19 protein-coding genes and 1 pseudogene are annotated in these 22,948 nt (G+C 68.9%); 6 read left to right on the forward strand and 14 right to left on the reverse strand.

What is annotated here, in order from left to right; translation table 11 throughout:
• Positions 1–227 precede the first annotated feature (227 nt).
• The 7 genes from E3T24_RS14125 to E3T24_RS14155 all read right to left on the reverse strand — a co-directional run bounded on the left by E3T24_RS14125 (position 228) and on the right by E3T24_RS14155 (position 7,583).
• On the reverse strand, positions 228–1,238 hold the full coding sequence (locus E3T24_RS14125; RefSeq protein ID WP_174776154.1) for an FHA domain-containing protein: 1,011 nt from the start codon (positions 1,236–1,238) through the stop codon (positions 228–230).
• Between the two features lie 2 nt (positions 1,239–1,240).
• Positions 1,241–1,444 carry a hypothetical protein gene (locus E3T24_RS14130; RefSeq protein ID WP_134365763.1) on the reverse strand — a complete coding sequence of 68 codons (204 nt, stop codon included), beginning with the start codon at positions 1,442–1,444 and terminating at the stop codon, positions 1,241–1,243.
• A 273-nt stretch (positions 1,445–1,717) separates the two neighbouring features.
• Positions 1,718–1,996 (reverse strand): HPr family phosphocarrier protein, encoded by a 279-nt coding sequence (locus E3T24_RS14135; RefSeq protein ID WP_134365754.1) that lies wholly within the window; start codon positions 1,994–1,996, stop codon positions 1,718–1,720.
• 101 nt (positions 1,997–2,097) lie between these two features.
• Positions 2,098–3,783 (reverse strand): phosphoenolpyruvate--protein phosphotransferase, encoded by a 1,686-nt coding sequence (gene ptsP, locus E3T24_RS14140; protein ID WP_134365753.1) that lies wholly within the window; start codon positions 3,781–3,783, stop codon positions 2,098–2,100.
• A gap of 46 nt (positions 3,784–3,829) precedes the next feature.
• Positions 3,830–5,830 carry a fructose-specific PTS transporter subunit EIIC gene (locus E3T24_RS14145; RefSeq protein WP_134365752.1) on the reverse strand — a complete coding sequence of 667 codons (2,001 nt, stop codon included), beginning with the start codon at positions 5,828–5,830 and terminating at the stop codon, positions 3,830–3,832.
• Positions 5,827–6,798 (reverse strand): 1-phosphofructokinase family hexose kinase, encoded by a 972-nt coding sequence (locus tag E3T24_RS14150; protein ID WP_134365751.1) that lies wholly within the window; start codon positions 6,796–6,798, stop codon positions 5,827–5,829. The genes E3T24_RS14145 and E3T24_RS14150 overlap by 4 nt, the downstream gene beginning before the upstream one ends.
• Positions 6,795–7,583, reverse strand: coding sequence for a DeoR/GlpR family DNA-binding transcription regulator (locus tag E3T24_RS14155; RefSeq protein WP_134365750.1), 789 nt, complete (start codon positions 7,581–7,583; stop codon positions 6,795–6,797). The genes E3T24_RS14150 and E3T24_RS14155 overlap by 4 nt, the downstream gene beginning before the upstream one ends.
• A 216-nt stretch (positions 7,584–7,799) precedes the next feature.
• Here E3T24_RS14155 and E3T24_RS14160 point away from each other — a divergent pair, with 216 nt between their 5' ends.
• Positions 7,800–9,026, forward strand: coding sequence for an exonuclease SbcCD subunit D (locus E3T24_RS14160; protein WP_134434764.1), 1,227 nt, complete (start codon positions 7,800–7,802; stop codon positions 9,024–9,026).
• Positions 9,023–12,082, forward strand: a complete 3,060-nt coding sequence (locus E3T24_RS14165; protein WP_134434765.1) for an SMC family ATPase — start codon at positions 9,023–9,025, stop codon at positions 12,080–12,082. The genes E3T24_RS14160 and E3T24_RS14165 overlap by 4 nt, the downstream gene beginning before the upstream one ends.
• Positions 12,083–12,111: 29 nt before the next feature.
• Here the strand turns inward: E3T24_RS14165 and E3T24_RS14170 are convergent, their stop codons facing one another.
• Together E3T24_RS14170 and E3T24_RS14175 are read right to left on the reverse strand one after the other, a co-directional pair.
• Positions 12,112–12,933: an HNH endonuclease family protein gene (locus tag E3T24_RS14170; protein ID WP_241975806.1), complete on the reverse strand. Its 822-nt coding sequence runs from the start codon at positions 12,931–12,933 to the stop codon at positions 12,112–12,114.
• 95 nt (positions 12,934–13,028) lie between these two features.
• Positions 13,029–13,595, reverse strand: coding sequence for a cupin domain-containing protein (locus tag E3T24_RS14175; protein WP_134434766.1), 567 nt, complete (start codon positions 13,593–13,595; stop codon positions 13,029–13,031).
• Between the two features lie 233 nt (positions 13,596–13,828).
• On the opposite strand from E3T24_RS14175, the gene E3T24_RS14180 reads away from it, so the two are divergent.
• Together E3T24_RS14180 and E3T24_RS14185 are read left to right on the forward strand one after the other, a co-directional pair.
• The gene (locus E3T24_RS14180; protein ID WP_134365746.1) at positions 13,829–14,863 is read left to right on the forward strand and encodes a TerC family protein; all 1,035 of its coding nucleotides are present in this window, start codon (positions 13,829–13,831) and stop codon (positions 14,861–14,863) included.
• Positions 14,860–15,090: pseudogene (locus tag E3T24_RS14185) on the forward strand (winged helix-turn-helix domain-containing protein); the annotation flags it as partial. The gene E3T24_RS14180 and the pseudogene E3T24_RS14185, both read left to right, overlap by 4 nt.
• Before the next feature lie 144 nt (positions 15,091–15,234).
• Here E3T24_RS14185 and E3T24_RS14190 read toward each other — a convergent pair.
• Positions 15,235–15,924, reverse strand: a complete 690-nt coding sequence (locus E3T24_RS14190) for a Pr6Pr family membrane protein (protein ID WP_134365745.1) — start codon at positions 15,922–15,924, stop codon at positions 15,235–15,237.
• 70 nt (positions 15,925–15,994) lie between these two features.
• Between E3T24_RS14190 and E3T24_RS14195 the strand changes: the two genes are divergently transcribed.
• Entirely contained in the window at positions 15,995–17,023 is a 1,029-nt protein-coding gene (locus E3T24_RS14195) for a TerC/Alx family metal homeostasis membrane protein (RefSeq protein ID WP_134365744.1), read from the forward strand.
• Positions 17,024–17,052: 29 nt separating this feature from the next.
• On the opposite strand, the gene E3T24_RS14200 is transcribed toward E3T24_RS14195, so the two are convergent.
• Genes E3T24_RS14200 through E3T24_RS14210 form a run of 3 tightly spaced genes read right to left on the reverse strand, consistent with a single transcriptional unit; the run spans position 17,053 to position 19,322 of the window.
• The gene (locus tag E3T24_RS14200; RefSeq protein ID WP_134434767.1) at positions 17,053–17,832 is read right to left on the reverse strand and encodes an amino acid ABC transporter ATP-binding protein; all 780 of its coding nucleotides are present in this window, start codon (positions 17,830–17,832) and stop codon (positions 17,053–17,055) included.
• Positions 17,819–18,499 carry an amino acid ABC transporter permease gene (locus E3T24_RS14205; RefSeq protein ID WP_134365742.1) on the reverse strand — a complete coding sequence of 227 codons (681 nt, stop codon included), beginning with the start codon at positions 18,497–18,499 and terminating at the stop codon, positions 17,819–17,821. The genes E3T24_RS14200 and E3T24_RS14205 overlap by 14 nt, the downstream gene beginning before the upstream one ends.
• 25 nt (positions 18,500–18,524) lie before the next feature.
• Positions 18,525–19,322, reverse strand: a complete 798-nt coding sequence (locus E3T24_RS14210) for an amino acid ABC transporter substrate-binding protein (protein WP_277871435.1) — start codon at positions 19,320–19,322, stop codon at positions 18,525–18,527.
• A gap of 213 nt (positions 19,323–19,535) precedes the next feature.
• Between E3T24_RS14210 and E3T24_RS14215 the strand changes: the two genes are divergently transcribed.
• Positions 19,536–20,540: an ADP-ribosylglycohydrolase family protein gene (locus E3T24_RS14215; RefSeq protein WP_134434768.1), complete on the forward strand. Its 1,005-nt coding sequence runs from the start codon at positions 19,536–19,538 to the stop codon at positions 20,538–20,540.
• Positions 20,541–20,555: 15 nt separating this feature from the next.
• Here E3T24_RS14215 and E3T24_RS14220 read toward each other — a convergent pair whose 3' ends face one another.
• A complete protein-coding gene (locus E3T24_RS14220) occupies positions 20,556–22,712 on the reverse strand; it encodes a DEAD/DEAH box helicase (protein ID WP_134402461.1) in 2,157 nt (718 codons plus the stop codon).
• Positions 22,713–22,948: the final 236 nt, after the last annotated feature.

Here is a 22,948-nt window from a genome sequence, read left to right on the forward strand (position 1 = left end):
TATAAAGTTTCTTTCCTTGACAGTCAGAAACCTAGACAGGAAGCGGCGTGCGGCCGTTAAGGCGCTCCGAAAGACCCACAGATGCAGCAGGAGAGCCGAGATTTTGCCCAAATCGGTCCGGAACCGCCCGGATCCGGGTTTTTAGGGCAGTATCTCCGTCGAATTGGTTCGACGCAGGGCCCGGCCGCCGCGCGTCGAGACGGCGGCGCCGCCTCTGCCGAGAGACCTCAGATTTCGGAATCGTCGACCGGGGCGGCACCGGCGGGTGGCGCGGCATCCGCGGGCTGGGCGGACGCCGGCGGTTGGGGCGGGGTGCTGCGGCGGCTGGGCTGCGGCTTCTGGTACGACAGCTCACCGCCCAGGCGACCGCCGTAGGGGCGGCCGTGGTCGGCATATTCCTCCCGGAAGAACGCCATCCGCCACGGCCCCATTTCGATCCGAGCCCCGGTCCGCAGCACCTGCCCGGCGCCGGCCTGGTCCGGAGGGGACTCCCGCCGGACGCCGCCGGACACCTCGCCGAGCGGGTACAGGACGTATTCGTCGTTCTCATCGTGGCGGATCTCGGCGTGGAAAGGCTGGAGGCCCTGCAGCTGCAGGTCGGCATCCGGCGCCGAACCGATCGTGGTGGTGCCCGGCAGCAGGTCGAACTCGCGCGGCATCTGCCCGTTCCAGTTCTCGGAACCGACGACGAAGATCAGCCGGGGCCGGCCTGCCCCCGCCGCGTAGTGCGTCGTCGTGATCCTGCGCCGGATCCTGCGGTCGAAGGTGGGCACCAGCGGCAACAGAGTCGGCGGCGGGAGCGGGAACGACGGGGCATCCGCGGCTCCCGCGCTCCGTCGGCGCAGCAGGGGAACCAGGGCGGCCCGGCTGCCGAGTGCGATATGCGCTGAGCCGGTCAGCAGACGTTGGATGACCGGCGCGCGCACGGCGCCGAGACGGATGATCAAACCGTCCGGCCCCGACACGGAGACGGTCAGCCCCCGCTCGGCCAGGTCGGCGGCCAGGCCACGGATGTCTTTCAGCTTCGTCGTTCTGGCCCGCACGAAGAGTTCGGGCTTGCTCGAGAAGACCTCGACGTGCAGTCCGCGGGCGGTGATGGTGCCGTTCATCTGCTCGGCGGGCTCGGACGGCGCTGCGGGGCCGGCAGCCGGGGCGGCGCCGGGCTCCGGGGACGAGGCCGCACCCGGCCCCACCAGGGAGAACGCCAGGTCGATATCCAGGCGCGTGGAGGGACTCATCGCTACGGCGCGAGCGGTTCGGTGCCGGAGCCCTCACTGGTGGTGACTTGCAGCGTCCCGTTCAGCTTCCAGGTGGCGCGCGGGGCGTCCGGCCCGATGTCGCGCGGCACCTCGACGGTCATATCGATGAACTTGTAGTTGATCACGGCGCTCTTGCCGGTGAGATAGGACCACATCTCCTTGCCGAGGTCGGTCCAGTCCTTGATGTTGTGTGCGTCCGGGCCGGTGGCGGGGCCGGTGACGCTGGGGGCGGCTGCGGGGTTCTGGCTGTCAGTCACGGTTGGTTCCTTCTCGCTCGTCTGCAGGGAATCGGGCGGCCGCTCAGGGTCTCGTCCGCCGCGTGTACGGGCAACCCTAGTCAAGGGTGACCGCCGGGGGAAGACCCGCGCGTGACCTGTTCCGGCTGATGCCGAAACAAAAAAAGCACCCTCGTGGCGAGGGTGCTCTTTTCGGTTTCGTCGCGCCGGCGGCGCGGGGTGCTACTCGGCGTCGAGGTCCGTTTCCAGGATCTTCACGAGTGCTTCGAGCACCTCGTCGGATCCGTCGCCCTCGGCGCGAAGAACCACGACGTCGCCATTGGAGGCGCCCAGGCTCATCAGCGACAGGATGCTCGAGGCGTCCATGGCGTCTTCGGCCGGGTCGGTCTCCAGGCCGATCGTGACCTCAGTGGTCTGTTCGCCGACCGCGGCCGCGAAGATGGACGCGGGGCGGGCGTGCAGGCCAACGCGGCTCGCAATGGTGGCTTTACGTTCGGACATTCTTCCTCCTCATTGGTGCTCGGCGAGGGTAAGGCCCGCCGATGGTGATGCTCACAGTGTTGCTCTGTGTTCTGCTGCTGCGACGGATGGCCGGCGAGCGGTCAGAGTCCCAGCTCTTCCAGTATGGGCAATCCGGCGCGCACCCGCGTACGCGCCTCGTCGGCGTTGCGTGCCGAGAGTGCGAGTTCGGCGAGCCCCTGGGCCTCTTCGAGCGTCACGGACTTGAGCACGGCACCGACGGCTGACATCGAGCGGGATGTCATCGACAGGGTTGCGACGCCCAGTCCGACGAGCACCACGGCGAGCACGGGGTCGGCCGCGGCTTCGCCGCACACACCCACGGGCTTGTTGTGGCCTTCGGCGATCGACCCGGCGACGGTAAGCTGGATCAGCTGCAGCACGGCGGGCTGCCAGGGCGAGTTCAGCGCCGCGAGCGTGCCGAGCTGCCGGTCCGCGGCCATCGCGTACTGGGTCAGGTCGTTCGTGCCGAGGCTGACGAATTCGGCTTCGGTCAGGATGCTCGCCGAGCGGAGGGCCGCGGAGGGAACCTCCACCATGACGCCGGGGGTCTTCAGCCCGGCAACGCGGCACATGGCCGCGAAGTCGGCGGCCTCGTCGACCGTGGCGATCATCGGGGCCATCACCCAGACCACGGCGGAGGACGCCTCGGCGGCGGTCGCGATGGCCGTGAGCTGGCGCTTGAGCACGCCGGGGCTGGTCATGTCGGTGCGGTAGCCGCGAACGCCGAGCGACGGGTTGGGCTCCGTGCTGTCGGTGAGGAACGGCAGCGGCTTGTCGGCGCCGGCGTCGAGCGTGCGCACGACGACCTTCTTGCCGGGGAACGCGTCGAACACGCCCCGGTAGGCGACGACCTGCTCGTCGATGGTGGGTTCGGTGTCGCGTTCGAGGAAGCAGAACTCGGTGCGGAGCAGACCGACACCCTGCGCTCCGGCTTCAGCGGCCTTGACCGCGTCCGCGGCCCCGCCCACGTTGGCCAGGATGGGAACGAGGTGGCCGTCAGCGGTGGCACCGTTGCCGTCGAACACGGACAGGCTGGCCGCGACGTGCTCCCACGCCTCGACGGCCTTGCGCTGTTCGTCACCCGGACCGACCTGGAGGGTGCCGGCGGCCCCGTCCACATAGACCTCGGTGCCGTCGGCGAGGGCGTCGACGCCGACCGCCGCGACGACGGCCGGCAGGCCGAGGGCGCGCGCGATGATCGCGGTGTGCGACTGCGGTCCGCCGCCGCTGGTGACCAGTCCGAGGACCTTCTTCGGGTCCAGGGTCGCCGTGTCGGCGGGGGCCAGGTCTTCGGCAACGAGAATAAAGGGAACGTCCGAGTGGGGGATCCCGGGCGCGGTGACCCCGCGCAGTTCGGCGACGATCCGGGCTCGGACGTCAAGGACATCCGTGGCCCGTTCGGCCATGTAACCGCCGAGGTTGTGCAGCATCTCAGCGACGGATGCGCCGGACTCCCAGATGGCCCGTTCGGTAGACGTTCCGGTCGCGACTAATTTCACTGCGGCTTTAATCAGCATCGGGTCGGTGGCCATCAGCGCGGTGGCTTCGAGGACCGACTTGCTGGCACCCGTGGCGGCTTCGGCGCGGCGCTGCAGCTCGGCCTGCACCGTCTTGGCCGCGGCGCGTAATTCGCCGGTCGCCTCATCCGCCGATTTCGACGGATCCAGCCGGTCGCCAGCCGGGGGTTCGCTGATCGGTTTCGGCATTTGCCTGACGGATCCGATGATTCGGCCGGGGCTTACGCCGACGCCGGTGAAATTTTGCACGGTATAACCTCTATTCTCGCGCAGCGAAACTACTGCGCTCTTGATGCTACGCGTTGGTCAGTGCGGGCACGGTTGCATCCGTGGTGACCAGCGGTGTCCTGCGGGCGTAGCGCTTCAGAGCGATCACGAGCAGGGCCGCGACAACGGTTCCGATCGCGATGGCCAGGGCGAAGAGCGCGAAGCTGTCGATGGCGAAGAACACGAACACGCCACCGTGGGGAGCCTTCGAGGTGACACCCCAGGCCATCGAGAGAGCGCCTGTGACACCGGCGCCGACCATGCAGGCCGGGATCACGCGGAGCACGTCTGCTGCAGCGAACGGGATGGCGCCTTCGGAGATGAAGGACGCACCCAGCAGCCAGGCCGCCTTGCCGTTTTCCCGCTCAGCGACGCTGAACAGTCGGCGGTCGAGCACCGTGGCCAGAGCCATGGCGAGCGGCGGAACCATGCCGGCGGCCATGACCGCGGCCATGACCTGCCACGGCGCCTGGTTGGCCATGGTGGCCGTACCGAGGCCGGCGACGGCGAAGGCGTAGGCCACCTTGTTGACCGGGCCACCGAGGTCGAAGCCCATCATGAGGCCCAGGATCAGGCCGAGCAGGATGGCGGAGGCGCCGGTCATGCCGGACAGCCACTCGTTCAGCGCGGTGCTCAGCAGCGCGATGGGGCCACCGAGAACCAGGAACATCAGGCCCGAGGCGACGATCGACGCGACCAGCGGGATGATGACGACGGGCATCAGGCTGCGGAGCCAGCGCGGAACGTCGAGCTTCGCGAAGCTGGCGGCTGCGACACCGGCCAGCAGACCACCGGCGATGCCGCCGAGGAAGCCGGCACCCATGAACCCGGCAACGGCACCGGCGACGAAACCGGGGGCGATTCCGGGGCGGTCGGCGATCGCGTAGGCGATGTAACCGGCCAGGGCCGGAACCAGGAAGCCCATCGACAGGGCGCCGATCTTGAAGAAGACGGCTCCCAGGTAGGTGAGCATTCCGCCGTCAGGCAGGTTGAACAGACTGTTCTGCAGCGTCACCGTGTCGGCGACCTTGGTGATCTCGTAGCCTCCGAGGAGGAAGCCGAGTGCGATCAGCAGGCCTCCACCGGCGACGAACGGGATCATGTAGCTGACACCGGTGAGCAGGGCGCGCTTGACCTTCTGGCCGAAGTGCTCGTTGGTCTCCTCGGCCTCGGCCGCACCGACGGTGCCGCCGACGCGGCGGGCATTGGGGTTCTGTGCCGCGGCCAGCGCATCCTGGATGAGCTTGGCCGGTTCGTCGATGCCGCGCTTCACGGGCACCTGGATGACGGGCTTGCCGGCGAAACGCTCGCGACCGCGAACGTCCACGTCGACCGCGAAGATGACGGCATCGGCCGCGGCGATCACGGACGCGTCAAGCATCGTGAGGCCGGCGGAACCCTGCGTCTCGACCTGCATGTCCACGCCGGCGGCCTTGGCCGCGGCGGCGAGGGACTCGGCAGCCATGTAGGTGTGCGCGATGCCGGTCGGGCAGGCGGTGACGGCGACGAGGCGCTTGACCCCGGTGGCCGCGGACGGCGTGCTGCCCACGTTTGCGGACGCGCCGACGGTGACTCCGACGGGGGCGACGACGTTGGTGACCAGCTCGACGATCTCGGCCTGCGTCTTCGCCGCGCGCAGTGCGGCGGTGAAGTCGGCCTTCATCAGCGAGCGAGCCAGCTTGGCCAGGATTTTAAGGTGGTCCTGGTCGGCTCCCGCGGGGGCTGCGATCAGGAAGACGAGGTCGGCGGGGCCGTCCTTGGCGCCGAAGTCGACCGGGGAGGTCAACCGGGCCAGGGCCAGCGTCGGCTCGGAAACGGCCTCTGAGCGGCAATGAGGAATTGCGATGCCGCCCGGAATCCCGGTGGCGGTCTTCGCTTCGCGGGCGAGGGCATCCGCGTAGAGGCCCTCAATCTCGGTGGCTCGGCCGGCGCCGACGACGAGCTCGGCAAGATGCCGGATTACGCTCGAGGGCGCGGCTCCGAGATTCTTATCCAGAGCAACGAGCTCCGGCGTGATCAGTGCACTCACTGGACATCCTCCTTTGGATGGGTAACAAGCGTCGTCACGGTGACGTCGCCCGGTTTGGTTTGGTTCAGTGCCGGAACGGTTGATCCGGGCAAAGACGCGGCGGCTGCCCCATGGGCGGCTGCCTGACGAAGGGAGTCGGGGGCGGGTTCCCCGGCGCTGGTGCTGAGCAGGTATCCGGCGAGGGACGAGTCCCCGGCGCCGACCGTGCTGACCGCCACCATCGGCGGGGTCTGGGCCAGCCAGGCCCCATCGGCGGTCACCAGCACGGCACCCTTGGAACCGAGGGTGGCCAGCACGGCGCCGACCCCGCCGGCGACGAGGCGCTGCGCGGCCCGGGCCACGAGTTCGGGGTTGCCCTCGAGGCTGTCCGGGTCGGGGATGCCGGTGAGCTCGGCGAGCTCCTCCGCATTGGGCTTGATCAGGTCAGGGCCGGCGGTCACGGCGGCGGCCAGCGGCGCTCCCGAGGAGTCGACGGCCACCTTCGGGGCGCTCGTGCCGAAGCGGGTGCGCAGCTCGCGGGTGATCCTGGCGTAGAAGTCCACCGGCACCCCGGGCGGCAGGGAGCCGGCCAGGACCAGCCAGCTGGCCCCTTCGGCCTTCTCCAGCACGAGCTCGATCAGGGCGGCCTGCTGGGCGGGGGTCAGGACCGGCCCGGGCACGTTGACCTTGGTGGTGGTGCCGTCGGGCTCGGTGATGGCCACGTTGCTGCGGATCGTGGCGCCGATCGGCATTCCGAGGTGCGGGACACCGTCGGCGCGCAGGGCGACCAGGACCGGGTCCATATCGTCGCCCGGCAGGATGGCGAGGCTCAGGATGCCGGATGCCTCGAGTGCGCGAACGATGTTCACGCCCTTGCCGCCCGGTTCCTCGTGGGAGGAGCCGGCGCGTTGCACCTCGCCGCGCGCCAGGGGCCCGCTCAGCTCGATCGTGCGATCCAGGCTTGGATTAGGGGTAAGCGTGATGATCACGCGATCACAACCTCAACGTCGGCCGCGGCCAGGGCTGCGGCAAGTTCGAATGATGGGGAGGCGTCCGTGATCAGCACGTCGATTTCACCCAGGGCGGCGAAGCGCATCAGGGTTTCCTTGTCGAGCTTGGAGGAATCGGCCAGCGCGACAACGCGGCGGGCCGAACGGACGATGGCTGTTTTCACTGCGGCCTCGACGGCATCCGGGGTGCTGAATCCGAAATCGGAGTGCACGCCGTTGGCGCCGATGAAGGCGATGTCGGGCCGCAGGGCGTCGAGCTGGGCGATGGTGCTGGGGCCGACGACGGCGCGGGTGAGGCCGCGCACGCGGCCGCCGAGGATATAGAGCTGGATGTCGTCGTTCAAGGCGAGCTTGGTGGCGATGGGGACCGCGTTGGTGATGACGAGCAGTTCGTCGTCCAGTTCGGCCGGGGCCCAGTCGACCAGGAGGTCGGCGAGGAGTTCGGTGGTCGTACCGGCGTCGAGCAGGATCGACCCGGTCTGGCTGGCCGGGATCAGCGCGAGGGCTGCGGCCGCGATCCGCATCTTCTCGTCATGGTGCTGGGTCCGGCGCTCTTCGAGGCTCGGCTCCGACATGCTCTGCCGGTCGAGGGCCACGGCACCGCCGTGAACGCGGCGCAACTGGCGGGCGCCCTCCAGGGTGGTCAGGTCTCGGCGCACCGTTTCGGGGGTGATGTCGAAGCGGGTGGCCAGCTCGCTGACCGTGACCCGGCTCGAACTGGACACCAGATCGGCGATCAGGGCCTGGCGCTCTTCAGCGAACATTTGTCCTCCTCGACGATGTATGAAACGGTTGTGGCGGGGACCACGGGACTTCAATGGCTCTACCGTACCTGTGTTTGTTTTTGCTTGTCAAGCAAAACGCAGATAAACAAAGAAGTGGCTGTCCCGGGGCGATTTTCGCCTGCCGCCTGCACGGCGATGGGCCCCGGATCGGCAGGCGTGCGGCCGGTGTCAGTGGTCGGCACTACCGTGAAGAGCATGAAGATCCTGCACACTTCTGACTGGCACATCGGGCGAACCTTCCACACGCATTCGACCCTGGGGCACCTGCGTCAGGTCCTCGACGCCCTGGTCCAGGCCGTGCGGGACCACCGGATCGATGTGGTCGCCGTCGCCGGCGACATCTTCGACTCGGCGATGCCCTCCGCCGACAGCTACACCCTGCTCGCGGCGGCGCTCCGCGAGATCCGGGAGGCCGGCGCCCAGGTGGTCATGACCAGCGGAAACCACGATTCGGCGACCCGGCTGGGCTTCCAATCCGAGTGGGCCCGGCTGGCCGGCATCCACGTGGTGACCCGGCCGGAACAATTCCTCGAGCCCGTCACCCTGCAGGACGAGCATGGCCCCGTGCACTTCTACGGCATCCCTTACCTCGAGCCGGCGTTGATCCGACACCTCTACCCGGACGAGACGCTCAAGACGCACGAGCAGGTGCTCACCTTCGTGATGCGCCGCATCCGCGCCGACCTCGCCGTGCGGGGCGGCCGCTCGGTCGTCCTCAGCCACTGTTTCGCGGCCGGAGTCGCGGTAGCCGAGGCGACCGACGTCGAGCGCGACATCACCGCCGGCGGGCTCGACCTCGTGCCGGTCTCGGTGTTTACCAACCCGGTATTCATTAACGACGGATTCATAAATGACGGCGCGAAGTCCGTCGGTCCCGACTACGTCGCCCTCGGCCACATCCACGGCCGGGCCGTCCTCAACGACCGGGTGCGCTACTCGGGAGCACCACTGCACTACTCGTTCTCCGAGGCCGGCAAGCCCCGCGGCGGCTGGCTGGTCGACCTCGGGCCCGGTGACGGGCGCGGCGGCCACGAGGCGCAGATCGAGTGGGTCGACCTGCCCGTGCCCCGCCGCCTCAGCGTGCTCACCGGTGAGATCGACGCGTTGCTTACCGACGACTCGTTCGATGAGTTCACGGATGACTGGGTGTCGGCGATCCTGACCGACCAGGTTCGGCCCCTCGATGGAATGCGGCGACTGCAGAAGCGTTTCCCGCACTGCGTCACCCTCGAGCATCGGCCCTTCATCGTCGTGCAGTCAGAGGTCGCGACCTACGGGGAGCGCATCTATCGCCAGAACGACCTCGAGATCGTGGCGGGATTTCTCGAGTTCGTGCGCAACGGGGTCGGCCAGACGGATTTCGAGCGTGATCTCGTCGCCGAAATCCTCGCCGCGAGCGACCTCCTGGAGGTGACGGAATGAAGATCAAGCGCTTGCGGATCGCCGGTTTCGGTCCCTACAAGAACGAACAGGTGATCGACTTCCAGCGGTTCGATGCCGACGGAATATTCCTGATCAGCGGAAAAACAGGGGCGGGCAAGTCCAGCATCCTCGACGCGGTCTGCTTCGCCCTGTACGCCAGCGTGCCGCGCTATGAGGGCACCGAATCCCAGCTGCGCAGCGACCATTGCGACCCCGACGACCTCACCTTTGTCGAGCTCGAATTCGGCCTGAACGGCCAGAATTACCGCATCTACCGCACGCCCCGATACGAGAAGAACAAAAAGCGCGGGGTGGGCACCACCATGTCGCAGCCCGACGCCCGCCTCGACGTGTTCGACCGCGTTGGTGACAGCGGTGCTGCTGACGGTGCTGCTGACGGTGCCGGCTGGCGCAGCATCGCCACCCGCCCCGTCGACGTCGGACATGAGCTGGCGCGGATCCTTCCCCTCAAGCAGGACCAGTTCCTGCAGGTCATCCTGCTGGCCCAGAACCGGTTCCAGCGGTTCCTCCTGGCCAAGACGGACGACCGCCGTGCCGTGCTCCGCACACTCTTCGGCACGGCACGCTTTGAGAGAGTGGAGACGGACCTCCAGGGCCGGCGCAAGCTGCTCGGCGACGCTCTGGAATCGGTGCGGCAACGGCTGGCCGGGCTTTCCGGCACCGCGGCGCGGCAGCTCCAACGTGAGGACGTGCCGCAGAACCCCGACCGCGACTGGTTCGACGCCGCCCGGGACGAACTCGGCGCCCTGCACCGGGCCGCCGCCGTGACGGCAGACCGATCTGCGGCTGCACTCGCCGCCGCGACGGCTCACCACCAGGCGCAGGGCGACCTGCGCAAACGACAGGATCGCCGGGACGGTGCCCTGTCGTCCCTCACTCTGCTGCATGAACGCGAGCCCGGGGTGGCCTCAGAGCGGGGCGCCGTGCAATCCGCGAACCGGGCGGCAAAGGTCTGGCCTCAGCTCCTGGCCCTGCAGGCCGCCGATGACGCCCGTGACCTCGCCCTGGCCGCGGAGCGGGCCGCACGTCAGGCCTGGCAACCGTTCCAGGACGACCCGGACACGGCCGGGGATTCCCCGGCTCCGGGCGGCGCGCCCATCCCGGCCGATCGGGTCGCCGCCTCCACGCGGAAGAGCCTCGGCACCACGATCGAAGTCCTTCTCGGTCAACTGGGCTCGCTGGACGACGTCGTCCTCGCTGAACAACGACTGCCGGGGCTCGACGGTGACCTCGCCGACCTGGCGGCTCGGCTCGGCCGCCACACGGCGGCCGTCTATGCGACGCAGGAGCAACTCGACCTGCTGCCCGACCGGCTCGACGGGATCGACCGGGAACTGGCCGCTGCGGTTCGGACGGCAGCACGCGAACCGGAGGCCCGTGCACTCGTGCAGGCTGCGCTCGCCGCCCAGACCGCGGCGGAAGAGGTGCGAGCCCTTGACGCCGATCTCGCGGCTGCCCTGGTGGCCGACGCCGCCACCGCCCGGGAGAACACCGAGGCCGCGGTGCACTATCAGGACCTCGGTGATCGGCGACTGGCCGGTCATGCCGCGGAGTTGGCCCTGCAGCTCGTCGACGGGGCGCCCTGCGTCGTCTGCGGCTCGAGCGTGCATCCCGTCCCCGCCGTCGGCGACGGCGAACCGGTCACCGAGCGCGACCTCGAGGCCGCTCGTGCGCGGATGGCGCTGGCCCAGGCCGGGCTCGACCGCAGCCACGCCCGAATCGGTTCGGTCACCACTGCTCTCGCGCTGGCCGGAATCCGTGCCGGCGAAGGGAGCGCCCACGAACTGGCCGCCGTCATCATCACGGCTGAGGCGGCGCTGGCCGAAGCCGAGGCCGCGGCCGAACGCGCCGAGAGCCTGGGCCGCGACAAGAGCCGGCTGCGGGCCGACCTCGAGGAGGCGGGGCGGTCACTGGCGGACCTGCGACTCGCCCGTGACGAGGCGGCCACGACCCTGGCCGAGCGCCGCAGCCAGCGCCTGGCCATCGACGAGCGGGTCGAAGCCCATCGCGGCGACTTCGCATCCGTCACGCACCGGGCACTGGCCCTGCGCGCCCGACTCGACGCCGCGCGCACCCTGGACGAGGCCCTGGCCCGCAGCCTCGAACGGGACAACGCACGGAAGTCAGCTCTCAACGTCGTACACGCGCAGCTGGCGCAGGAAGGTTTCACCGACCAGGCGGCCGCGGTCACCGCTCGCCTGGACGAGGCCGCCATTGCGACGTTGGAGGCGGCGATCCGGCGCCACGACGACGAGCTGGCGGCGTCGCGCGCCGTGCTCGCCGAGCCGGAGATCGTCGGCCTCCCCGACGGCCGGACCGATCTGGAACCGTCCCGCATCGCCCTCGCGGCCGCCGCCGACGCCCGAGACGAGGCCGTGGCCGCCCGCGGGTCGCTGGACGAGCGGGTGGCCGTCATGGCCGGGCTGGTCGCGGACGCCGCGGCGCACTTCGACGCCGGGGCCGAGCTCCTCGCCACCCACACGCGGGTCCGCGAGCTGGCTGCCGCGGTGCACGGGGATGAACCGAACACCAAACGGATGCGCCTGGAGACCTACGTCCTCGCCGCGCAGCTCGAGGAGATCATCGCGGCGGCCAACAACCGGTTGCGCACCATGACCGGCGGCCGTTACTGCCTCGAGCACGATGATTCGCTGCAGTACCGGGGCAACCAGTCCGGCCTCGGGCTGATGATCCGCGACGCGCACACCGGGCGAGCCCGGCCCACCCACTCGCTCTCCGGGGGTGAGACCTTCCTCGCCTCGCTCGCGCTGGCCCTGGGTCTGGCCGAGGTGGTGTCGAACCAGGCCGGCGGCATCGCCCTGGACACCCTTTTCGTCGACGAAGGGTTCGGTTCCCTCGACAGCGCCACGCTGGAGACGGCCATGAGCACCCTGGACGGGCTCCGCGCCGGTGGCCGTACCATCGGCCTGATCAGCCACGTCGACTCGATGAAGGAGCAGATCCCGGCCAAGCTGGTCATCACCGTCACCGATCAGGGTTACAGCGAGATCGACGACGGTCTCGTGCCGGTGTAGTCAGTGTCAAGCGTGAGCCGGGGCCGGGGTCAGAACGCGGGCGCGGGCGTGTCGGCGTAGGCCTGCTGGTCGGGGCAGGCCGCGAGCACGCGCGCCATCGCGTCATGTTCGGCCGGGGCCACCCACAGGCCATAGGCGGCCTTGACCGAAATCTGCCGGGCGACGTATTCGCAGCGAAAGGACGAGGCTGCGGGCAGCCAGGTGGCGGCGTCGCCGTCACTCTTCTGTGAGTTGGAGGCGCCATCGGACGCGAGCAGGTTCACGGGATCGTTGGCCAGCGCGATCCGCTGGTCCTGCGTGAGCTGCTGGGCACCGGTCTGCCAGGCGTTCGACAGCGCCACCAGGTGGTCGATCTGCACGAGTGTCGAGGTCGTTTCGCCGCGCACGAAGGCCACGGTCCGACCGGTGTACGGCGCCAGGAGCTGGCCGCTCATGACCTTGCAGGGCCCGGACGTCACGATCACCGTGAGATCCCGCGCGAGGATGTCGTTGCGGGTGTCGCAGCCGTTTCGATCGACGTCCCGCCAGGCGGACCCGAACTCCCCGGTGCGGTCGTAGCCCGTCTTCGCGGCCTTTCCCTTCACCGGCAGGGTGGCGAGCAACGCCGAGGCGGAGCCGGCGGGGGAGGCCGCCGCCGAGGCCCCGGGTGAAGCCGCAGTGGCCTCGGGAGTGGCCACGGCCGAGGCGGCGGGCGACGCCGAGCTCGCGGCCGGGGCGCCCGGGTTCCCGGTGTTCCCGGCTGCGATCGCCAGCGCGAGAATCAGCAGGGGCAGGGCCACGAGCACGGTCAGGCCCGGCCGCAGCCGCGAACGCCGTCGGGCCCGGCCGACGTGGTGCAGCGAGTTTCGCACGGTTCCCCCAGGGTCGGCTTTCGACCCTACCGGTAGCGATAATGACCGGATGACCACGCGCCTCACCCAGCACAGGATGAAGCGCGGGCACTCGACTACTCGGTGTCGGCGCTCGTCTTGCCGATGCTTGCCTTCCCGGCGGTCGTCTTTCGAGAAGTCGTCTTTCGAGAAGTCGTCTTTCGAGAAGTCGTCTTTCGAGCAGTCGTCTTCCCGGCGGTCGCTTTCCCGGCCGTTTTGTTCCCGGCCGACGTGCCCTTGGCGCGCGCGCGCTCCGTGGTGGTGCCGTCGAAGCTTTCCTCGGCGGACTCGGCGTCTTCCCTGGTCGCGTGCACGGTGCCGTCGGCATGCTGAGGCGGCCCGTACACAGTGACCAGCCGGAGCTTCTTGCCCCCGGTGTTCAACACGTTGTGCCGCGCCCCGGCGGGAACCACCATGCCCATGCTCCGACGGATTTCGGTGGTGATGCCGTCAATCCAGATCTCTCCCCGGCCTTTCTCGACGAGGAAGAACTGGTCCCGGTCATCGTGCACCTCCTCGCCGATGTCTTCGCCGGGCTTGAGTGACATCACCACCAGCTGCAGCCCGCTGCCGGTGTAGAGAACGCGGCGAAAATCCGAATTCTGACCGGCAAGATCCTTGATGTCCTGAACGAAACCCTTCATGGGCGACCTCCCTGTTTGAACGCACCATAGTCGCCGAGCCGGGGCCTTTCAACGTCGTTTGATGCCGTTGCTTGATCCGACAGGTGAAGCATGCTTCACTAATTGCAGGAGGGGAGTAATCCTCAGCGTGTGGTCGTCACTACGGTTTCGTGATCGAAACCCGGCCGCACGGGCCACCGCGGCCGGACCAGACCTCCAGTTGGCGCACCTGACTGGAAGGCATCACTCTCCCCATGGACGTTTCTCTCTCCGCCTGGCTGGGCGTCTTCGGCATCATCCTAGCGATGCTCGCCATCGACCTGTTCGCCCATCGCAAGGCGCACGTGATCCGGGTGCGGGAAGCCGCAGCCTGGTCCGTCGTCTGGGTGCTGATCGGTATCGGCTTCGGGCTGGTGGTCTGGATCACCGCCGGAGCCGAATTCGGTCAGCAATACTTCGCCGGCTACCTGATCGAGAAATCCCTCGCGGTGGACAACGTCTTCGTCTGGGCGATCATCTTCGCGGCCTTCGCGGTGCCGCGGGAATACCGGCACCGAGTGCTGTTCCTCGGCGTGGTGGGCGCCCTCGTGCTACGCGGCGGCTTCATCGCCGCCGGCGCCGTGCTGATCGAGAACTTCTCCTGGATCCTGTATGTCTTCGCCGCGTTCCTGATCTACACCGGCTACCGCATGATCAAGACGCGCGCCGAACAAGCACATCCGGAGAAGTCGCCGGTGCTGCGTCTCTTCCGCCGTTTCATCCCGATGACCAACGCCTTCCATGGCCAGCGCTTCCTCGTGCGCAAGAACGGCATCCTGCTCGCGACGCCGCTGCTGGCCGTCCTCGTGCTCGTCGAGGTGACGGATGTCGTGTTCGCCGTGGACTCCATCCCCGCCATCTTCGCGGTCACCAACGAACCGTTCATCGTCTTCACAGCCAACGCGTTCGCGATCCTCGGGCTCCGCGCCATGTACTTCCTGCTCGCGGACCTCATGCACCGCTTCGTCTACCTGAAGATCGGCCTCGCCCTGGTGCTGGTCTGGGTGGGTGTCAAGATGCTGCTGCTCGACGTCTTCTACATCCCCACGACGGTATCGCTGGCCGTGATCGTGGCGATCCTCCTGGTGTCGATCCTGCTGAGTCTGCGGGCCACGCGGGGACAGGGCCGCCGCAGCGTCGAGGCGGTTCCGGCCGGGGCATTCCGGCTGGCCACTCCGGACGAACTGGCCGAACTCGAGCCGGTCTGGTGGATCCGACCGAGAAGAACCGAAAGTGAGACGAGACGATGACACAGATCCCGGCCCGGTCTCCGTCCCCTGCCCCGTCACTGTCCCCGGCGGACCGCCGGCCTCCCCCCGACACACGGTGGACGTTCCTGACTCACCACGCGCACCTGCTCCTCGCCATCGCGGCGAACCCCGATGCCCGGGTGCAGGAGCTCGCGGACACGGTGGGGGTGTCGTCCCGGGCGGCACTGAGCATCCTGGCCGACCTGGTCGAGGCCGGGTACATCCGGCGTGAACGGGTCGGGCGGCGCAACCACTACAGCATCGAGCGGAACCGGCCGTTCCGGCATCCATCGACCGCGGCGCACAGCGTGGACGAGATGATCGCGGTGTTCGGCACGTTCGCGCCCGCCGAACGGACTCAGTTGAGCCGATCAGGCCGTGGTGTCGGCCCGGAACGCAGGGGAACGGAACCGGCTCTCGGCGATCGCGGCCGCGGCGAGAGCGGTGATGAAGGCCGCGATGCCGAGCACGTAGAGCGCCACCGCGAGGTAGCCGCCCGGCTGGCCTGGGTCGAGGAAGGGGTAGGTGTAGAAGCCGGTCAGGTTGCCCCGCACCACGGCGTAGGCCACCCAGGCCAGCGGATAGATCAGGGCCAGACCGAGGCGCTTCCAGGCCAGGGCGGGGCGCCCCGGGGAGAGTATCCAGTCCAGCGCGATGAAGATCGGCGCCCAGACGTGCAGCACCTCGTTGGGCCAGGCGATCCCGGTGAACCCGTCGGAGACGACGTTGCGCAACAGAGCGTTGTACACGGCGCCGGTGACCACCGCGTAGGTGAGCACCGACATCCGTACTCCGGTCAGGAGCTGGGGATCCAGCCTTCGGCGCAGGGCGAGGGAACCGCCCACGAGGAGCACGACGACGTTCATCAGGCTGGACTGGATGGTAAAATAGCCGAAGTACTCGGTGGCCACGAAGGCATCGTTCCAGAGCTGGTCCGTGACCTGCGTGGCAATGCTCGCGAGAAGCAGCAGGCCCATGCCGATCCGCAGCAGACCGGCGAGGCGCCGGAAGGGGGCGGGCGATGTTGAGTCGGAGACCACCGGAGAAATCGCTGTTGACATCACTGAAGAAGAATAATGCCGCCGAGATGGGGAAAAAATTCTCACCGGGGATACGACAGGAAGGTCACCATTGCTGGAAGTAACCGCGCTCCGCTGGGCGCTCACCATCGCAGTCATTCTGGTTCTGCTCGCGCTGGACCTGGGCCTGGCCATCGCTCGGCCGCACGTTGTCAGGTTTCGGGAGGCCGCACTCTCGTCCGTGCTGTACATCGCGGTCGCGATCCTGTTCGGCCTCGTTTTCGCGGCGCAGGTGGGCTGGGGCTTCGGCGCTGAATACTTCGCCGGTTACATCGTTGAGAAGAGCCTGTCCATCGACAACCTCTTCGTATTCGTGATCATCATGTCGACCTTCGCCGTCCCGGAAAAATACCAGCAGAAGGTTCTTATCTTCGGGATCGTGCTGGCACTCATTTTGCGGGCGATCTTCATCGCCTTGGGCGCCGCACTGCTCTCGCTGTTCTCATTCATGTTCCTGATCTTCGGTCTGGTATTGATCTTCACGGCCGTACAGCTGTACCGGCACCGCAATGTCGACCCCGACGTGCAGGACAACGTGCTGGTCCGGGTGGCCCGCCGGGGCCTGACCGTCACCGACGACTATGACGGCGGAAGGATGTTCTCGCGAAGCGCTGGCCGCCGAGCGGTGACACCGCTGTTCATCGTGCTGATAGCCATTGGCAGCACCGACCTGTTGTTCGCACTCGACTCGATCCCGGCGATCTTCGGAATCACCGACGAGGCCTACATCGTCTTCACGGCCAACGCCTTCGCACTGCTCGGGCTCCGGGCGCTGTTCTTCCTCGTCAAGGGGCTCCTCGACCGGCTGGTCTACCTGTCGACGGGCCTGTCCCTCATCCTGGCCTTCATCGGTGTGAAACTCGTTCTGCACTGGGGACACGGCCTGGACGCCCGCGTGCCGGAGATCAGCACGAACCTCAGCCTGATCGTCATCGGTGTGGTCTTGACCGTGACCACGGTTGCGAGCCTGATCAAGACGCGGCAGGATCCCACGGCGCGGGCTCATGCCGGCTCACTCCGGGCAGCGGATCAGACCGTCGCGGAACCAGCGAATAAGCACGACCCCGAGCACCAGAGCTAGCGGGCGGATTTCAGACGCCGGCCGGTGGTCTAGAACGGGAACAACAGCCGGTGCAGGAACTGGCGGGTGCGTTCCTCTTTCGGCTCGCGAAGAACCTGCTTCGGATCGCCGTGCTCGACAACGGTGCCGCCGTCGACGAACGCCACCTCGGTGGCTACCTCGCGGGCGAATTCGAGCTCGTGAGTGACGATCACCATGCTCCAGCCCTCCACCGCCAGCTCCTTGATCAGGTGCAGCACGTCGCCGACGAGTTCGGGGTCCAGCGACGAGGTGGGCTCGTCGAAGAGCAGCAGCTGCGGTCGCAGCGCGAGCGCGCGTACGATCCCGACGCGCTGTTGCTGGCCGCCGGAGAGTTCGAACGGGTAGCTGTCCGTCTTGTCGCCGAGGCCCACGCGCTCGAGCAGGGCGATTGCCTCGGCCGTCACCTCGGCCTTCGGCCGCCGCTGCACCACGACGGGCCCCTCGAGCACGTTTTCCAGCACGGTCTTGTGCGGGAACAGGTTGTAGTGCTGGAAGACCATGGCCGAGCGGTCCCGCAACGCCGTGAGCTGCTTCTTCGTCGGGGGCGGGTCGAACGAGACGGACACCTCGCCACCCACATCGATCGTGCCGCCGTCGGCCAGCTCGAGGCCGTTCAGGCAGCGCAGGATGGTCGTTTTCCCCGAACCGGACGGGCCGATCAGGGCGAGCACCTGGCCGCGCCCGACCGTGAGGTCGATCGATTCGAGCACCCGGTTCGTGCCGAAGTTCTTCCGCAGGCCGCGCACCCGCAGCAGGGCGTCGGGAACGGGCTGGTCAGTGGGCGACATAGCGGTCCAATCGCTTCTCGAGGATGCTCTGCACCGACGACAGGGCCAGGCAGATCACCCAGTACACCAGTGCCGCTTCCAGGTACAACAGCATGAACTCCTGGCTGAACGCGGCCACCTCCTGGGCCTGGCGGAACAGCTCCGTGACCAGGATCAGGGAGGCCAGGGAGGTGTCCTTGACCAGGCTGATGAAGGTGTTCGACAGGGGAGGGACGGACACCCGGGCGGCCTGGGGCAGGATGATCCGGGTCAGCGCGCGCCGGTGCGACATCCCGATCATGTATGCGGCCTCCCACTGTCCTTTCGGAACCGAGAGGATCGCCGCGCGGATCACTTCGGCCGCATACCCGCCCACGTTCAGCGAGAACGCGACCACCGCGCTCGGCCACGGGTCGATCAGGATGCCCAGCGACGGCAGGCCGTAGAAGATCACGAACAGCTGCACCAGCAGGGGCGTTCCGCGAATGATGGAGATGTAGACGCGGGCGATGCCGGACACCCAGCGGCGCCGGGATAGGCGCATCAGGGCCAGCCCGAGGGCCAGCGAGAGCCCGATCGCGAAGGATGCCAGGGCCAGCGGGATGGTTCCCGTGACGGCTCCCTGCGCGATCGGTCCCAGGGAGGTCAAAAAAAGGTCCCAGGCGGACTGGGTCGCGGTCTCGTTCATCGGTACGCCTCGTCAGCCGAGGCGGTTACTTGGAGACGTCGGTCCCGAAGTACTTCTCGGAGATCTTCGCCAGGGTCCCGTCCGCGGTCAGCTCGGCCAGGGCCTTGTCCGCGGCGGTCTTAAGCGCCGTGCTGCCCTTGATGAAGGCCAATGCGGACTCGGACTTCTCGTCGGTGTTCGCGGCCACCTTGAGACCGGCGGCACCGGTCTGCTTCTTGTAGTCCAGGTAGGTCAGGTTGTCGTTCACGGTCGCGTCGACGCGGCCCTGCTCGACCAGTGCCACCGACTGGGCCCAGCCTTCGACGGCCTGCACGTTGGCGCCGCTCTCGGTGGCCAGGGTGTTCCAGTTGCTGGTCAGCGACTGCGCCGAGGTCTTGCCCGACAGGGTCTTGAAGGAGGTGATGGACGTGTTGTCGCTCTTGACCACGATCACGCCCGTCGAGTACGTGTACGGCGTGGAGAACTCGTACTTGGCGGTGCGCTCTTGGGTGATCGAGACCTGGTTGGCGATCACGTCGAACCTGCCGGCCTCGAGGCCGGCGAAGATGCCGTCCCACTGGGTTTCCTCGAACTTGGCCTTGACGCCGAGCTTGCCGGCGACGGCTTCGACCACCTCGACGTCGAATCCGGTCAGCTTGCCCGACCCGTTCTCGTGGAACGTGAACGGGCGGTAGGTTCCCTCGGTGCCGACGGTGAGCGTGCCGGACTTCTGCACGGCGGAGAGGGACGTGTCCGCCCCGGCGGTCTTGTCGGAGTCAGTGTCCCCGCCGGTGGAGCAGCCGGCCAGCGAAACGGCGATCGCTGTGAAAAGGACTGCCGACATGATCTTGAGCTTCATTAGTTTCTGGCCTAACCGAGGTTTCGTCGTTCCGTTGCTGATCAGCAACGTCCGAAGACTAACAAGGTGTGCGCACCGGTCACTATTCCCATCCGACATGTCCCGTCACACAGGAGGGGACGCCGGGTCAATGGCCTTGCCCGCGATTTTGCGTGGTAATAGGCTGCGCGAGCCGTACTCAACCCGAAGGAGTCCGCCATGAAGCTCACCCCTGCCCAGCACGATCGTTCCGCCGGCGTGCTCCTCGGCCTGGCTTGCGGAGACGCGCTCGGTGCCGGCTACGAATTCGCAGGCCCCCTGCCCGACTCCACGCCCGTCAGTATGCGTGGGGGCGGCGGGTTCCACTGGGCGCCCGGCGAATGGACCGACTACACCGCCATGGCCGTGCCCCTGGCGCTCGCCGCGGCAGACGGCGGAGACCTGCGGGATGAGGCCGTACTCGACGGCGTGGCCGTCCAGTGGGTGGGCTGGGCGAAATCCGCCCCCTACGGTGGAATCCAGCTGGGGGCGGTGCTCTCGCGCAGCGAACCGACGGCAGCGGGGGTGCGCCGGATGGCCCGGGAACAGCACGAACGAAACGGGCGCAGCGCCGGCGCCGGCTCGCTCCCTCGCAGCGCGGCGGTCGCCCTGGCCTACCTCGACGACCCGGGGGCGCTGGCCGATGCTGCCCGGCTGGTCAGTGAGTTGACGCACTGCGAGACGGATACCGGGGACGCCTGCGTGCTGTGGGGACTCGCCATCCGTCATGCGGTGATGGAGGGGGAGCTGGACCTGCGGGTCGGTCTTCCGCTGCTGCCGGCCGGTCGGCGCGCCGCCTGGGCGGCGCGGTTCGCCTACGCCGAAGAAAAGCGGCCGGCAGACTTCTCGAACAACGGCTGGGTGGTGCAGACGCTGCAGGGCGCCTGGTCGGCGATCACCCACACCCAGGGCACGGATGCCGGCCAGGTGCGCCGCGCCATCGAGGCCGCTGCGCGGGGCGGGGGCGAGACGGATGCCGTGGCGGCCACCGTCGGTGCGCTCGTGGCCGCGCGCTGGGGACTGGCGGAGGTGCCCACGTCCTGGCGTCGCCTGGTGCAGGGCTGGCCGGGGTTGCGCGGCGTTGATCTCGTGCGCCTGTCCATGCAGGCGGCACACCGGGGCGAGGCCGCGGACGCCGACGAGGTCGGTGAGCGGCGGGGCGTCAAGCTGCGGGCGCTGCGCTGACCCGGGGCGCCGGCATCAGGACGTGAGGGCGAGAGCGAACGGCAGCACCGCCGCGACGCCCTGCCGCCGCAGCAGGCGCCCGGCGACGGTCAGCGTCCAGCGGCTCCCGGCGATGTCGTCGACCAGCAGGATCGGCCGCCCGGCGAACGGGGCCAGCGCCTGGGCGAGATCGGGCCCCACACTGAAGCGGTCCCACACATTGGAGAGCCGGTAGGCGCTGTTGCCGCCCGGGGCGCCGGTCGGCCCTGTGCCCACGAGGTCGAGGGAACCGAGCCAGGGCAGCCGCCCGGCATCGGAGAGGGCGCGGGCCACCGAGTCGACGAGCACCGGATGCCGCCGGGACGGCAGGCTCACCACCGCCGCCGGCCGCTCCTCCCAGCCCCACTCGGCCAGCACGCGGATGCAGGCGGCGATCATGGCCTTGCTCGCCGGGGCATCCGTGGCCTGAGCGGCGAAGAGGTCGCGCAGGGGCCCGCCCCAGCCCAGGTCGGTCAGCCGGGCGAGGGCGCGCCCGGCCAGCAGACGCTCGTCGACCGGGATGTTGCCCCGCACGTTCACGCCCAGGCTGGCGACCCCGGTCGGCCACTGGGCGCGCGGCTCGAGGGCCACGCCGACCCGGTCGAGGGACTGGGCGGCGGCTGATGCCATGTCGGGCCGCACCTCGGCCGGGAACCAGGCCGCGGTGCAGTTGTCGCAGCGCCCGCAGGCGACGGCGGTGTCGTCGTCGAGGGCGCGCTGCAGGAACTCCATCCGGCAGCCGGTGGTGGTCTCGTATTCGATCATGGACTGCTGCTCGGCGACGCGGGCGGCGGCGATGCGCTCGTAGCGCTCCTGGTCGTAGAACCAGGGCTCGCCCGTGGCGACCCAGCCGCCCGTGACCCGGCGCACGGCGCCGTCCACGTCGAGCACCTTGAGCAGGAGTTCGAGCGGGCTCCTCTTCAGGTCGACGCGGGCTTCCAGCGCCGGGGTGGAGAGCGGGGCGCCGCCGTGCGCGGTCAACGCGGCGATCACGGCCTCCGCCTTGTTCTTGCTGGGCATCGAGGAGGTCGCGAAGTACTGCCAGATGTCCTGGTCTTCGACCCCGGGCAGCAGCAGCACATCGGCGTTCTCGGTGGCGCGGCCGGCGCGGCCGACCTGCTGGTAGTAGGCGACCGGGGAGGAGGGTGCGCCGAGGTGGAGGACGAAGCCGAGGTCCGGTTTGTCGAAGCCCATGCCGAGGGCGCTGGTGGCGACGAGGGCCTTCACCTCGTTGCGCTTGAGCATGCCCTCGGACTCCTCGCGTTCGGCCGTGTCCGTCTGGCCGGTGTAGGCGCGCACCGGGTGGCCGGCCTCCCGCAGCAGCCGGGCCGTGTCTTCGGCCGCCGACACGGTGAGGGTGTAGACGATGCCGCTGCCGGGCAGCTCGTCGATGTGGCTGAGCAGCCAGGCCAGGCGGGTGCGGGAGTCGGGCAGGCGCAGCACGCCCAGGCGCAGGGAGGCGCGGGCGAGCGGCCCGCGGATGGTGACCACCGCGGCGGAGGTGTCGGCTCCGGCGGAGGTGTCGGTGGCGGATCCGGTCGCCGCGCTGTCCAGCTGCGCCGCGACATCCGTCACCACCCGGCTGTTCGCGGTGGCCGTCGTCGCCAGGACCGGCACCCCGTCGGGCATCTGGGCGATCAGGTCGCGCAGGCGCCGGTAGTCGGGCCGGAAATCGTGGCCCCAGTCGGAGATGCAGTGGGCCTCGTCCACGACGAGCAGGCCGACCCGCTCCAGCAGCGCGGGGAGCTGCTCGTCACGGAACTTCGGGTTGTTCAGGCGCTCCGGAGAGACGAGGAGCACGTCGACCTCGTCGTTCTGCAGCTGCTGCCGTACCTCGGCCCACTCGTGCGGGTTGGACGAGTTGATCGAGACCGCGCGCACGCCGGCCCGGGCGGCCGCGGCCACCTGGTCGCGCATCAGGGCGAGCAGCGGCGACACCAGGATCGTCGGCCCGGCGCCCTGCCGGCGCAGCAGCAGCGTGGCGACGAAGTACACCGCCGACTTGCCCCACCCGGTGCGCTGCACGACCAGGGCGCGCCGGCGCTGGTCGACGAGGGTCTCGATCGCCTCGAACTGCCCCTCGTGGAAGTCGGCGTCATCGCGCCCGACCAGGGTGCGCAGGATCTCGAGGGCGTCGGTGCGGGTGTCGGTCATCGGTCCAGCTTCGCAGGTGCGGGTGACAGGATGCCGGGTGACCTCTGGGTCACGGCCGGTCACCGGGCGCCGGGCCGCACTCGCGGCGCAGGTTGTGGCAGCGGGCGCAGGTTAGACCCTGCGCCGGCGGGCACAGGGTCCGCCGCGACGCTGCGGGCGGGCGCGGGCGCGGGCGCGGGCAGGGGCGGGAGGTCGGGCGCGGGCGAGTGTGGGCAGGCGCGGGCTGCGGGCGGGCC

Origin of the sequence: Cryobacterium sp. TmT2-59 (genome assembly GCF_004403545.1) — a bacterium.
GTDB lineage: Bacteria > Actinomycetota > Actinomycetes > Actinomycetales > Microbacteriaceae > Cryobacterium > Cryobacterium shii.

Bases quoted from the DNA above. Each gene is read 5' to 3' on its own strand.
- E3T24_RS14125 (WP_174776154.1), bottom strand. From the start codon at position 1,238: ATGAGTCCCTCCACGCGCCTGGATATCGACCTGGCGTTCTCCCTGGTG.
- E3T24_RS14135 (WP_134365754.1), bottom strand. From the start codon at position 1,996: ATGTCCGAACGTAAAGCCACCATTGCGAGCCGCGTTGGCCTGCACGCC.
- E3T24_RS14155 (WP_134365750.1), bottom strand. From the start codon at position 7,583: ATGTTCGCTGAAGAGCGCCAGGCCCTGATCGCCGATCTGGTGTCCAGT.
- E3T24_RS14160 (WP_134434764.1), top strand. From the start codon at position 7,800: ATGAAGATCCTGCACACTTCTGACTGGCACATCGGGCGAACCTTCCAC.
- E3T24_RS14165 (WP_134434765.1), top strand. From the start codon at position 9,023: ATGAAGATCAAGCGCTTGCGGATCGCCGGTTTCGGTCCCTACAAGAAC.
- E3T24_RS14175 (WP_134434766.1), bottom strand. From the start codon at position 13,595: ATGAAGGGTTTCGTTCAGGACATCAAGGATCTTGCCGGTCAGAATTCG.
- E3T24_RS14180 (WP_134365746.1), top strand. From the start codon at position 13,829: ATGGACGTTTCTCTCTCCGCCTGGCTGGGCGTCTTCGGCATCATCCTA.
- E3T24_RS14190 (WP_134365745.1), bottom strand. From the start codon at position 15,924: ATGTCAACAGCGATTTCTCCGGTGGTCTCCGACTCAACATCGCCCGCC.
- E3T24_RS14200 (WP_134434767.1), bottom strand. From the start codon at position 17,832: ATGTCGCCCACTGACCAGCCCGTTCCCGACGCCCTGCTGCGGGTGCGC.
- E3T24_RS14205 (WP_134365742.1), bottom strand. From the start codon at position 18,499: ATGAACGAGACCGCGACCCAGTCCGCCTGGGACCTTTTTTTGACCTCC.
- E3T24_RS14210 (WP_277871435.1), bottom strand. From the start codon at position 19,322: ATGTCGGCAGTCCTTTTCACAGCGATCGCCGTTTCGCTGGCCGGCTGC.
- E3T24_RS14215 (WP_134434768.1), top strand. From the start codon at position 19,536: ATGAAGCTCACCCCTGCCCAGCACGATCGTTCCGCCGGCGTGCTCCTC.
- E3T24_RS14220 (WP_134402461.1), bottom strand. From the start codon at position 22,712: ATGACCGACACCCGCACCGACGCCCTCGAGATCCTGCGCACCCTGGTC.